The sequence below is a fragment of the Coriobacteriia bacterium genome (assembly GCA_031292615.1).
Classification (GTDB): Bacteria; Actinomycetota; Coriobacteriia; order Anaerosomatales; family JAAXUF01; genus JARLGT01.
This window is the reverse complement of the sequence record JARLGT010000065.1, coordinates 1-11,886: the sequence shown is the minus strand read 5'-3', so window position 1 is coordinate 11,886 and position 11,886 is coordinate 1. Positions and strand designations below refer to the sequence as shown.

The window sequence follows — 11,886 nt, the reverse complement described above, 5'->3', positions numbered from 1 at the left end:
TCTTCGGGTCGACGACGAGGCATGAAACAGATCTGGCGCTTCTTGCGCGAGGACCCCACCAGTGAGAACAACGAGTTGTCGATCGACCATCGCATCCGATAGACGGGCATGTTCGGGAACACGTAGTGAACGTAGTCGACGACGTTCTCCGAGATCGCGAAGGTTGCGACCACATCCGGATCCAGGTAGGGCGTTCTATCGCCGGAGCCGTCGATGGGATACCCCTGAAAGGTCAGGGAGCCGCTCTGGTTGTAGATGATCTTCTTGTTCCCGGGAGCGATGTCGGCCAGATCTGGGCCGAAGACCTCGGGCACTACGAAGAGGTCGTCTGGCGAAGGTTGCACGTGGGGCATGTACGCTACGGGCGTGGTGTTCTCAAACCACGTGCAGCGAAAGCCAGGGTTCCGATGAAGGATGAACGCTTGGTACCCGTGGGCGTTCAAGATATCCACGTGGCGATAGAGCACCTTGATGCCGCCCGTGGGGGTCTGAACGTCGGGTGACAATACGTAGATCGTGTGTCGCGCAGTCGGCACCCGTTCGCTCGGGTAAGTATCCACGGTCAACTCCATCCGCGCGTGGTGTCCGGGAGCCATCGCTGTGTGCTAACACGAGCATCTCGCGGCAGTGTAACATCCTGCAAACGTCGCTTTGTTCGACCTTCTTGCGGCGACTATCCGCTACGATGCTGCCCGGCTTGGCACTCGTGCGGATATGTCGCCCTCGTTGCTCGGGAGGCTCCAACATGCAAGCAACTCGCGTTTCCGATGGTATCCACTGGGTCGGGGCGATCGACTGGAACCTTCGCGACTTCCACGGCTTCGAGACGCCCAATGGCACGACTTACAACGCCTACCTAGTCCAAGGCGCCGACAAGACCGCGCTGGTCGACACGGTCAAGCTCCAGTTCGTCCCGGAGCTTCTCGAGCGCATCGTCGAGGTCGTAACGCTCGACACGATCGACTACATCGTGGTCAACCACGTTGAGCCCGATCACAACAGCGGTCTGCGGGCCGTCATGGAGGCCATGCCGCAGGCCAAAGTGGTCGCGAGTTCCGGTGGCGTCAAGGGCATCGCGGGCTACCACGGTCCCGATCTGAAGGTCGACGCCGTCGGCCCCGATGACGTGATCGACCTCGGCGGCAAGACGCTTCGCTTCCTGCCAATGCCGATGGTGCACTGGCCCGACTCGATGTTCACGTTCTGCGCCGAGTCCGGCACGCTTATGCCTAACGACGCGTTTGGCCAGCACCTGGCCACCTCCGAGCGCTTTGCCGACGAGATCGACCTGAAGCTTGCCGTCGAGGAACTCGTGATCTACTACGCCAACATCCTGACGCCAGTCGCCACCGCCGTGGGCAAGTCGATCAGCAAGATCATCGACCAAGGATGGGTCTGCGATGTGATCGCACCGTCGCACGGGGTCATTTGGCGTCACGATCAGATCCCGACCGTCTTCGACACCTACGACCGGCTCATCGCCGAGGAGACCGACGACAAGATAGTGATCGTCTACTCCACGATGTGGGGTTCTACCGACGTGCTCGCCCGCGAGATCGCAGACGGCGCGGCCGCTGAGGGCGTCGACGTGGCGCTCTTCGATATCGCGCTTTCCTCTCTTGCCAACATCACGCGGCACATGGTCGATGCTCGCGCCCTGCTCGTCGGTAGCCCGACTCTGCATCACGGGATGCTCTACCGCGTCGCTGGCCTCCTGCAGTACCTGTCGGGGATTAAGCTCAAGAACAAGATCGGCGGCGCCTTCGGCAGCTTCGGTTGGTCGGGCGGAGCAACCAAGCAGATGTCCGCACGCCTCGAGGAGATCGGGTTCGAGTTGCCTTACGAAGCTCTGACCTGCAGGTACAAGCCGTCCGGAGACGACATTGCGGCCGCCCGAGCGTGGGGCGCCCAGTACGCGCAGCTGGTCAAGGCGAGAGGCGCCGCCGACGACAAGCCAGCGTCGACTCAAGAACGAGGAGCCGAGTGAATGACCCAATCCGTTGACGCCTTGACGAGCAACCCGAAGAAGATCTTCTACGTTGTCGACACGTACACCGGCTCGACGTGGTACCGCTGTCGGGTCCCGGGTCTTGCGCTCGCAGCGCGAGGGCATAGCGTCCGCTTGGAGCCCGCCCTCACGAGCGACGACGTCGACTGGTGCGACGTGCTGGTCATTCAGCGACTCTGGGAGCCAGCGATCCTCGAGCTGGTCGAGCAGGCGAACGAAGCCGGCAAGATGACCGTCTTCGACATCGACGACGACTATTGGTGTATCAACCCGAGTAACCCAGCGTACGAGTTCTGGGCCATCCCAGGCAGGCTCGAAGGGCTCGTCAGCGTGATTCGTGCCTGTCAGCAGGTCACAGTGTCGACCGCGCCCCTCGAGCAGGTGGTTCGGCGCTTCACGCCGACCACTACCATCCTCCCCAACATGCTGCCACCGGCCTACTGGCCGACGGAGGGCAAGCCTCCGAAGACGGGAGATGACCTGATCATCGGCTGGGCGGGCAGTCCCACGCACTACGAAGATCTGCACGACGTTGCGAGAGTGCTACCGCAGATACTCGACAGCTATCCCGCCGTGGAGGTGTGGTTGGCCGGAATCAACCCGGGCTACTTCGACGAGCATCCGAGACTGCGCTACCTCAAGCCCGTGGAAACCGAGCAGTACGCCCATCTTCTCTACGAGTTCGACATTGCCATGGCCCCACTCCAAGGCACGCGATTCAACGTCGCCAAGAGCGACCTGAAGCTCCTCGAGTACTCGATGATCGGGCTGCCGTTCGTCGCGTCGCGCGTAGCGCCCTACGAGAACAGCCTCAAGCACGGCGAGACCGGTCTGTTCGCGCGCAACCCAAAGGACTGGCTCAAGCATCTCTCGCGGTTGATCGAAGACCCGGCTCTCCGCGCACATCTTGCGACCGGGGCCCGAGCGTGGGCCGAGACGCGCACGAGCACGGGTAATGTGGGCCTTTGGGAGAAGGCATACGGCATCGAGCCGCGTTAGCCGTTGGTCCGTCGTCGCGTCATTCGCCGGCGAACGGAGCCTTGTCGCGCTCTACTCGCACTTCCAGGCGGCGAGTGCATTTACTGCTTCGCCGACAGTGAGCACCACATCGGGCGAGCCGGAATCGCGCTCTCGCAGGCCCGCGAATAACTCGGCCAGGATGGGCGGCTTGATGTTGCTCGCGGCGACCAGGTCTGCATGGGCGAACACCTCCTCGGGAGTGCCGCGCAAGGCTATCTCGCCGCCGGGCTTGAGGGCGTACACGTAGTCAGCGAGCTCGGCAACCGAGTCGATATCGTGCGTCGACATCACTACCGTCACGCCCTCTTCGCGTGCGAGACGCTCGATGAGCTCGACCAGACCACTGCGCGCCGAGGGGTCCAACCCTTCGAAGGGCTCGTCGAGCACCAGCAGCTGAGGCTCCATCACGAGCGCCCCCGCGAGCGCGACCTTGCGCTTCTCGCCGCCGGACAGATCGTGCGGCACGCGCCCGGCCAGCTCGGCGATTCCCAGCAGCTCGAGCGCCGCCGAGACCCGCACCTGCACCTCGGCCTCGGGCAGACCGTACTGGCGGGGTGAGAACGCCACGTCGTCGGCGACTGTCGGCATGAGCAGCTGCTCGTCGACGTTCTGGAGCACGACGCCGATGCGTTGCCGCACGGCCGGCCAGTCTGCGGCAGGGTCGACGCCGAATACCCGCACCGTGCCCTCTTGCGCGCGCAACAGCCCCAGAACGTGATAGATCAGCGTCGTCTTGCCCGAGCCGTTCGGGCCGAGCAGCACGGTGCGCGTTCCCCGCGAAGCGACGAAGTCGATGCCGCACAGGTAGACGCTGGTGCCATCCTCGTAGCTGTGCCGCACGCAGCTGACGCGGACGACCTCGTCAGCGCTTGGTGGCTCGGCGGGTACGTGAGAGTGCGCTCTGTGATCGTGTGCGTGGGCGGTGTCGGTCATGAGGTCCTCCGTCGGACAACGAGGCCGGCCGCGAGCATCGCGGCGGCGGGGAAGAGCAGGAGCCAGCTGTACGGATTGAGCGTCGCCGAGCCGAACCGCCAGGCGATGCTCGTGGCCAGCGCTAGCGCAGCGGCGGACACGAGCACGATATCGACTCGACGATCGGCGCTCCTTGGCATGTTGACGCGGAGTCGGCCGGTGTAGCCACGAAGGCGCAGGATGTCGTAGTCGCGCTGCGCGAGGTCGAACGAGTACAACAGCAAGCCGCCGAGAGCCTGCGTCGTGACGCGCGCCGCGCGAATCGGATGTGTGCCCCGGAGCCCCGCACGCAAGCGAACCGCCCGCAGCAGGCTCGAGAACTTACCTAGCAGCAGGAAGGTCGTGCGGTACGTCATGAGCAGGGCGTCACCCACGACGCCCGGAACGATTCGCTGTACTGGAGCGAATACCTGAGGGTACGGCGTCGTCATTACGACGGTCACCGCGGCCAGCCCAGCGCAGACCGCCTTGAGCACGATGACGGTGCCAGTCAACGCGTCGGGTGCCGACGCGAATGCGAACACCGCTGCGAACAGGGCAGGGTAGGCGGCAAGGGTGAAGGTCAGCTTGAGGTTTATTCGAGCTGCTGTCGCCACCGCAGCGAGTGACAGCAGCAACGCGAGCACCACCAGGGCGTTCCACGTGACAATAGTCGCCGCGACTACCAGCGCAAACGCAGCCAACTTGCCGGCCGCTGAGACGCGATGCAGCCAGCCGAGGTCGGCGGTCGCCGATCGATCGATCGGCCCCATTCCGCTGCTCACAGCTGCCCCGTCTCGTCACCGATGATATGGTGTGCGCCTTCCTTGAGCGCGCCCTCCCACAACAGCGCGGGCCGGACCTGTGCGATGTAGCCTAGGATCCACGCGCTCACCGCTGCCTCGAGCACCCAGCCAATCGACCCGAGCGTGTATACGACTGCCGCAAACCGGGCCACCGAGAGGCCTGCGGCCTGCGTCGTGTGCTCGCCGCCGGCGAAAAGGCCGATATGCAGGACGCCGCTCGAGAATGGATTCGCGAACGTCAGCGACGCCGGGTTGAGCGCGCCGGTGTCACGGGCCGCGGCAGCACCGCCTCCCGCAAGCGCGACGATCGCGACTAGCAGCGTCGTGCTCATTGCAAGCGTCAACACGGTCGCGATTGCCGTGGCCCAGCGCACGCGTGAGCGCCCAAGCACGGCCACAAGCAGCCGGAACAGAGCCCAACCGGCAATCATCTCGGAGGTAATCACTAGGGTGTTGAGGCCCAACACGGTCACGCCGCCGTGGCCGAGCATCGCCAGCACGACCTGGACGATGAACGCCGCAATCACCGAAAGCGCCGGCCCCAGCAGCACGCCGGAGACGACCGTCAGGTTGATGTGGTAGGCGATCGGCACGATCTCGCTCGACATCGCCACGAGCATCAGCGCCGAGACCACCGCCAGCAGCGGCACTTTGCGGCGCACGTCGGCGCGTTCGGCGTATCGACCGGCGATGAAGACCAATGCCAGCGCGACGATCCAGCCCGGGAGCCACAGCCAGATGGGGAGAACGCCGTCGGGGATGTGGATGTGAGACATCTACGACACTCCCGTACCGGAGGCCGAGCAGGATGGGCACAGGCCGTAGAGCGTGACTTCGTGGCGTGTGATGCGGAAACCGTCGGGGTTCTCGGCAGCGGCGATCTCGACAGGGCATTGGGTGACTTCGACGCGCCCGCAGCGCTCGCAGACGACGTGATGGTGGTGGTGCGCACCGGCTTGGCACCGCGCAAACAGCGCGCTGCCGTCCCGCTCGCCGACGCGCTCGAGCCACCTGCTCGCCTCGAGCGCCGCGACCGCGCGGTAGACCGTTGCGGTTCCGATGCTCGCGTCGCGGGCGTGCGTGGTGCGCGCCAGCTCCTCGACGGTGAACGCTCCCGTCAGCGCCTCGACCGCCGAGACGATCTCGCGCCGCTGTGGGCTGATGCGAGCGCTGCCGAACGCGGCGTCGGCGGGGTCATGACTGGCAGGCACGGCTCGGCTCCTCGGCTCGTGGGGAAGTGAGAACGGTTCTCACTTGCGAGTGTACCCGTTCCGCGTCCAGTGGGCATATCACCTATGATTGCGGTGGCCAAAGGCCTCTACGAGGAGGAATAGTGAACGTCACGCAGCTACGAGCTTTTGTCTCGGTCGTCGATCTCGGGTCCTTCTCCGAGGCCGCACGCCAGTCTGGGATCTCGCAGCCTGCCGTCACCATGCAGATCAAGGCGCTCGAGGGCGACGTCGGTGCCACGCTCTTGGATCGCCGCTATCACCGAGTTGAGCTCACCGAGGCGGGCGAGGCGCTCCTGCCGTATGCGCGCAGCGTGCTGGCCGAGCTCGTTCGGGCGCGCGAGGACATCTCGGCGCTCTCCGACACAATCACGGGCCGCCTCACGATCGCGGCAAGCACTACCCCTGGAGACTACGTGATTCCGCGCGTGCTCGGTGACTTCCTCAAGCTGCACCCTCAGGTGCAGGTCGAGATAAGCGTGCAGGACACCGCCGAGGCTGTCGCGGCCGTCGCGGGCGGCCGAGCCGACTTCGGAGTCTGCGGCGCCATCGACACGTTGGCCAAGGCCGAGTTCGAGGAGCTGGGCTGCGACGAACTCTACGTGATCTGCTCGCCGAGCAGCCCGCTCGCGGGTCGTAAGGCCGTGCCATTTGCCGAACTCGCCGAGGCCGACTGGGTCACCCGCGAACCGGGCTCGGGCACTGGGCAGGTCGCCCGTGCGGCACTCGAACAGCACGGAGTCGACCCCGATGAGCTGCGCGTTCTCGTCGAGCTTGGCTCGGGTGAGGCCATCGTCAACGCGGTCGAGGGCGGCCTTGGAATCGCGATGGTCTCGCACTACGTCGCTGACAAAGCGCTCGCGCAGGGCAGCATCTGCCGTGTCGACGTGGCCGCGCCGGCCGTGACGCGTTCGTTCTTCGCCGTCATGCCCAAGGTCACGCAGACACGTGCTGCGATCGCGTTTCACGCCCACCTGCGCCACGCGATCGAGTGCGAGACAGCCCTATCGGCCGATTACGCCGCAAAGTGACGGTCGGATTGGACGATATCGTCTATCTCGATCACGGGGCGACATCCTGGCCCAAGCCGCCGCAGGTTGTCGACGCGGTCGCTGACGCACTCGCCGAGTACGGCGGCAACCCCGGGAGGGGAGCGCATCGGCTGGCGCTTGCTACGGCACGCATGATTCACGGCGCGCGCCGTGACCTTGCCGGCTTTCTCGGCGTGGACGATGCCCGCGATCTGCTCTTTCAACCGGGCTGCACCCAGGCGCTCAACCTCATGCTCCGCGGCTTGATCGCGCCCGGCGATCGGGTCGTCACGACGTCCATCGAGCACAACGCGGTCGCCCGCCCTCTCAACCTGCTCGCTCGCGAGGGCGTCGACGTGGTAGTGGTAGCCGCCGACGAGACCGGGACAGTCAGCGCTCAGGCGATTGCTGCAGCGCTCGCGCAGGCACCAACTCGCGCCGTCGTTTTCCAGCACGCCAGCAATCTCACCGGAGCGATCCAGCCGGTCGCCGAGATCGTCGCTGCCGCGCACGCGGCGGGTGCGTTGGCGCTGGTAGACGGCGCGCAGGCCGGCGGTCACCTTGACGTCCAGCTCTCCTCGCTTCGCGTGGACGCGTGGGCGTGCTCGGGGCACAAGGGCATGCTCGGCCCGCAGGGTATCGGCGTGCTGTACCTCGCGCCCGACTGCCGCCCTGCACCGCTCGTCACTGGCGGCACCGGGGGAGGCTCGAGCGCGGATGCTCAGCAGCCCGATGTGCGCCCCGATCGCTACGAAGCCGGCACTCCAAACACGCCTGGCATCGCCGGCCTCGGCGCTGCCGCACGATTTCTCGCCCAGGACGCCGACGTGCAGCGCGCCGAGGAGCGCAGGCTTGCCCGCAGGCTGCACGAGGGCATCCTGGCGATCGGCGGCTTCCGCGTGCTAGGCCCCGGGCCCGACGTGCCGCGAGTCCCGATCGTCTCGGCGGTGCACGAACGACTCGACGCCGATCGGCTCGCGTTCGTGCTGGATCGCGAGTGGGGCGTGGCCGTGCGTGCAGGACTGCACTGTGCGCCATGGGCGCACGAGAGCCTGGGCACGGCGGCGACCGGCGCGCTGCGATTCGGCGTGGGCTGGCGCAACACCGACGCACACATCGAAACCGCATTGAGCGCGCTGGCTCGACTGGTGGGCGAGGCGTGATGGCCCGCGAGCCGCAGGCGTTCGTGGTGCTCGGTTTCCCCAGCACGCACGACGCGCTAGACGCGGAGTCCCTCCTCGGCGACCTGGGAATCGACGTCGTTCCCATCCCGACGCCCAAGTCGATTGGAGCGCTGTGCGGCATCGCTCTGCGCATCGCTCCGGCCGACGAGCAGCGAGCAACCGCCTACCTCCAGAGCGCTGGAATCGGCATCTCGGCGCACGCGACTATTCTCGACGTGTGACTCGGGCGTGCGCCAAGCACGATTCGCGCTGGCACGGGGTTCGTTGACACCCCTGTAGCACGTCCCTATCCTGCGTGTAACTGCTGTTACAAACTGAGAACGAGCCGCACTCCACCGGCAAGGATGCGGGCTTTTAAACTCCGTTCCCAATCCTGCAAGCCGTCAAGCCCGCCCTATCGGCGGCGCGACAAAGGGAGTAGGGGGTGTCAGGAGCTCGATGCTGACGCTGACGAACTTGAACGTCTGGCTCGATGTGGGATTCACGGCCCTCTACGCCGCGATTCTGGTCGGCTTGTCCGTGCATTTCCTGGGAAACATCCTTACCGGCCGAGCCAAGCGCCGTTTTGTCGGATGGGAGTGGCCGCAGCACGAGGGTGGCCCGATTCCGGCAACACCCAAGTTGCTCCACTTCCAGCATGTGGCCGCGATGATCGTGCTGGCCATCTCCGGTATGTACATCCGCTTCCCGTTCTTCAACGGCGGCCGCACGGAGATGCGATGGGTCCACTACGTCGCGATGGTCATCGTGATCATCAACCTAGTCGCGCGCCTTTGGTACGCATTCGCTTCCGATCGCCGCGACTACAAGGAGTTCGCTGTCACCAAGCGTGACATCACGACCGCGTTCCAGGTCATCCAGTACTACATCTTCATCAAGCCTTCCAAGCCGCACCTTGGCAAGTACAATGTGATGCAGAAGAGTACGTATATCATCTTCGTACCGTTGCTGATCGTGCAGGCTTTCACGGGACTTGCTCTGCTTACCTTCACGATTCCGTTTACGGCCAGCCTGAACTTCTTCGGGCACGCGGGCGTTACGCCGCGCGACCTGCTCGTAGGCTGGTGGCTGGGTGCGTGGGTCGGATCGATCGACCTTGCCGGCTGGTACGCACGTACTGCGCACTACCTGATCAACTGGCTCTTCATCATCTTGACGACGATCCATGTCTACCTGTCGGTGACCGAGGACTTCCCCGCATTCCTCGACTTCTTTGGTCTTGCGGGTGCGGCGCATCATGACAAGAAGTTGAACAATCCCGGCCTCGGTTACGAGGAGACGCCAGCTATAGCTGGAACTGAACACCCATAGGGCTCTGCCGGACGAGAGAGACCAGAGAATGTCCGTCCGCCGTGTACTGATGCTCGTGATGCTGGTGGCTGTGCTCGCGCTGCCGAGTTTGGCATACGCTGCATTCCAGTACCCGGAAGCCCCGGTCGCGGCTCCGCCGCCGCCGCTTTCGCCCGAGGCGCAGGCCGCAGCGCAGGCACAAGCTCAGAAGGACGCCGCAGCCGCGGAGCAGCATCAGGCGGAGCAGTTCGGTCTTGTGGCTCCCACATATGTCCCGCCGGGGGTCAACAATCTGGGCGTCTACACGACTCCGGTTGTCCCAGGCTCTAAGAACACAACCGCGACCTACAACCTCGACTGGTCGATCGGCACCAACGGCAAGTCCGGCTGTCTCGTCTGTCACGGAGACCCAAACCTCGTGCGGGTCGAGGGCGGGCGCACCGTCAGCCTGTACGTGTCCACGGCGACTATCGAGCACTCGGCGCATGCAAAGCTGCTATGCACCGACTGCCACATCGACTTCGCGTACAAGACGCCCCACCCGACCACTCAGCCGGGCCAGAACTGGCGCACGGTCGCGAAATCCTCATGCGGTCAGAGCGCGTGTCACCCGCAGGAGTTCCTCGATTGGGCCAAGAGCGCCCACTCAACGTCGGGCAGCGGGGCCACCAGCTCGACTGTCGGGCGCGCGAGCTCCTCGGCACCGGGCATGCCCAAGCCACTGTGCGGCGACTGCCACTCCGGCCACACGGTGCCGGCCAAGAATGACGCCGCCGGCAACGCGGCCATCCAGGCTTCCGCGCTTACGATGTGCGGCAACTGCCACGTAAAGGCCGCTACAACCTACGACGACTACTACCACGGTGCAGCCTATCGCCGAGGAGCCACGGACGCTCCCGCATGCTGGAACTGCCACCGCTCGCACCTGATCCTGCCGACGGGCAACTTGCAGTCGTCCACTAATCCAGACAATCTAACGGCGACGTGCGCACAGTGTCACAAGAGTGCGAGTGACACGTACGTCGCGGCGTATGCTCCATTCATTCACTCACGGCAATACGTGGTTTCACACAACCCCATCATGTCGGCCGTGGATACTGCCACCACTGCCATTGAGAACGCGTTCCACACGGTACTCTCGGTTTTTGGAAAGAGCGGGTCATAGTCGGGGCCGCCTAAGGCACCGACGGGGAGAAGGGTATGCACACCATGCGCGTCAGGCCCAGATTGTCACGGCTGCTCAGCGTAGCCATCGCGACCGCCATAGTGGTCGCCGCTGTCATCATCGCGGCTCCGGCATTCGCCGATGATAGCGGTACCAGTGTCAGCACTCCGCAGACTTCGGTCACCGACCTGCTCGGCCAGCTTGACCAGCTGCAGAACATGACCGTAGAGGAGGATGTCTGCGCCAAGTGCCACGCCACGTATGATCCGGCTGCCAACTTCGCGACCGACATCAAGTTCTCCCACGGCTACCACGTCAAGATGCAGTGCGCCGACTGCCACACGCAGTTCCCGCACCAGAAGACTGGTACGCAACGGCCCACGATGAAGATCTGTATGAACTGCCACGGTCTGTATCACGGGCCGCAGGGCATCTTGGCCAAGGCGAACTGCGACGCCTGCCACAACACTCCCAAGTGGCAGCTCGCGTGTCCGTACAACAGCACCTTGGACTGGGCTGGTAAAGGCCATGTCGCTCGCGCGACGACCGACACCAACAAGGACTGCATGATGTGCCATACGCAGTCCGACTGCGATACCTGCCACCAGCAGCAAAACGTCGTGTGGCAGCCCAAGGACGGCTGGGCGTACGATCCAGGCGAGGTTAACTCCAAGGATGGCTGCTACGCATGTCACGGCGACTCGACGCTGCTCGCCCCGGTACAGGGCAGCAACCAGTCGTTCCAAGTGACGGGCGTGCCTAACTCGGTCCACTACCAGATCACATGCCAGCAGTGCCACCCGGACTTCAACTACACCAACACTCCCGGCACGACCAAGCTGTGGAACATCAACGCCGGCCTGCAGTGCGGCGTGTGCCACCAGACTCTCAAGGACCCGAAGCTGTCGCAGCCGGTTGTTGACTACGAGAAGTCGATTCACGCCCAGAAGATCCGCGACGGGAACTACAACGCCGCGACCTGCGCGGGCTGTCACTACCGCCCGCACGACATTCAGTCGCTGGATACCGCCGAGGGCAAAGCGGCCATGCATGCCGATGCATTCGGCGTCTGCGCACGCTGCCATCTCGACAAGTACAACTCGTACAACGACTACTATCACGGCAAGCAGTACAAGGATGGCGCGGCAGATGCTCCTGCATGTTGGCAGTGCCACGGTTCTCACGACATCGAGAACCACGTG

The 11,886-nt window shown here is 64.5% G+C and carries 13 protein-coding genes; 8 read left to right on the top strand and 5 right to left on the bottom strand.

Going from position 1 to position 11,886, the window contains the following annotated elements; all coding sequences use genetic code 11:
* Positions 1–560 (bottom strand): glycosyltransferase family 1 protein (locus P4L93_05845; protein ID MDR3686458.1); only part of this gene is annotated, 560 nt, incomplete at its 3' end.
* Between the two features lie 185 nt (positions 561–745).
* Between P4L93_05845 and P4L93_05840 the strand changes: the two genes are divergently transcribed.
* Together P4L93_05840 and P4L93_05835 are read left to right on the top strand one after the other, a co-directional pair.
* Positions 746–1,987 carry an FprA family A-type flavoprotein gene (locus P4L93_05840; protein MDR3686457.1) on the top strand — a complete coding sequence of 414 codons (1,242 nt, stop codon included), beginning with the start codon at positions 746–748 and terminating at the stop codon, positions 1,985–1,987.
* Positions 1,988–3,007, top strand: coding sequence for a glycosyltransferase family 4 protein (locus P4L93_05835; protein MDR3686456.1), 1,020 nt, complete (start codon positions 1,988–1,990; stop codon positions 3,005–3,007). It begins immediately after the preceding gene.
* 51 nt (positions 3,008–3,058) lie between these two features.
* On the opposite strand, the gene P4L93_05830 is transcribed toward P4L93_05835, so the two are convergent.
* The 4 genes from P4L93_05830 to P4L93_05815 are packed head-to-tail and all read right to left on the bottom strand — an operon-like array spanning position 3,059 to position 5,996.
* Positions 3,059–3,961: an ABC transporter ATP-binding protein gene (locus P4L93_05830; protein ID MDR3686455.1), complete on the bottom strand. Its 903-nt coding sequence runs from the start codon at positions 3,959–3,961 to the stop codon at positions 3,059–3,061.
* On the bottom strand, positions 3,958–4,764 hold the full coding sequence (locus tag P4L93_05825; GenBank protein ID MDR3686454.1) for an energy-coupling factor transporter transmembrane component T: 807 nt from the start codon (positions 4,762–4,764) through the stop codon (positions 3,958–3,960). Before P4L93_05825 ends, P4L93_05830 begins: the two co-directional genes overlap by 4 nt.
* Positions 4,761–5,561 carry an energy-coupling factor ABC transporter permease gene (locus P4L93_05820; protein ID MDR3686453.1) on the bottom strand — a complete coding sequence of 267 codons (801 nt, stop codon included), beginning with the start codon at positions 5,559–5,561 and terminating at the stop codon, positions 4,761–4,763. Before P4L93_05820 ends, P4L93_05825 begins: the two co-directional genes overlap by 4 nt.
* The gene (locus P4L93_05815; protein MDR3686452.1) at positions 5,562–5,996 is read right to left on the bottom strand and encodes a transcriptional repressor; all 435 of its coding nucleotides are present in this window, start codon (positions 5,994–5,996) and stop codon (positions 5,562–5,564) included.
* Between the two features lie 122 nt (positions 5,997–6,118).
* Between P4L93_05815 and P4L93_05810 the strand changes: the two genes are divergently transcribed.
* From P4L93_05810 to P4L93_05785, 6 genes are all read left to right on the top strand, one after another.
* On the top strand, positions 6,119–7,045 hold the full coding sequence (locus P4L93_05810; protein ID MDR3686451.1) for a LysR family transcriptional regulator: 927 nt from the start codon (positions 6,119–6,121) through the stop codon (positions 7,043–7,045).
* Positions 7,046–7,053: 8 nt separating this feature from the next.
* On the top strand, positions 7,054–8,208 hold the full coding sequence (locus P4L93_05805; protein ID MDR3686450.1) for an aminotransferase class V-fold PLP-dependent enzyme: 1,155 nt from the start codon (positions 7,054–7,056) through the stop codon (positions 8,206–8,208).
* Positions 8,208–8,450: a DUF3343 domain-containing protein gene (locus tag P4L93_05800; GenBank protein ID MDR3686449.1), complete on the top strand. Its 243-nt coding sequence runs from the start codon at positions 8,208–8,210 to the stop codon at positions 8,448–8,450. Before P4L93_05805 ends, P4L93_05800 begins: the two co-directional genes overlap by 1 nt.
* A gap of 217 nt (positions 8,451–8,667) precedes the next feature.
* A complete protein-coding gene (locus P4L93_05795) occupies positions 8,668–9,540 on the top strand; it encodes a cytochrome b/b6 domain-containing protein (protein MDR3686448.1) in 873 nt (290 codons plus the stop codon).
* Positions 9,541–9,568: 28 nt separating this feature from the next.
* A complete protein-coding gene (locus tag P4L93_05790; GenBank protein ID MDR3686447.1) occupies positions 9,569–10,684 on the top strand; it encodes a hypothetical protein in 1,116 nt (371 codons plus the stop codon).
* A gap of 35 nt (positions 10,685–10,719) precedes the next feature.
* Positions 10,720–11,886: hypothetical protein (locus P4L93_05785; GenBank protein ID MDR3686446.1), on the top strand; the 1,167-nt coding region annotated here is incomplete at its 3' end.

Bases quoted from the DNA above. Each gene is read 5' to 3' on its own strand.
- P4L93_05840 (MDR3686457.1), top strand. From the start codon at position 746: ATGCAAGCAACTCGCGTTTCCGATGGTATCCACTGGGTCGGGGCGATC.
- P4L93_05835 (MDR3686456.1), top strand. From the start codon at position 1,988: ATGACCCAATCCGTTGACGCCTTGACGAGCAACCCGAAGAAGATCTTC.
- P4L93_05830 (MDR3686455.1), bottom strand. From the start codon at position 3,961: ATGACCGACACCGCCCACGCACACGATCACAGAGCGCACTCTCACGTA.
- P4L93_05820 (MDR3686453.1), bottom strand. From the start codon at position 5,561: ATGTCTCACATCCACATCCCCGACGGCGTTCTCCCCATCTGGCTGTGG.
- P4L93_05800 (MDR3686449.1), top strand. From the start codon at position 8,208: ATGGCCCGCGAGCCGCAGGCGTTCGTGGTGCTCGGTTTCCCCAGCACG.
- P4L93_05795 (MDR3686448.1), top strand. From the start codon at position 8,668: ATGCTGACGCTGACGAACTTGAACGTCTGGCTCGATGTGGGATTCACG.
- P4L93_05790 (MDR3686447.1), top strand. From the start codon at position 9,569: ATGTCCGTCCGCCGTGTACTGATGCTCGTGATGCTGGTGGCTGTGCTC.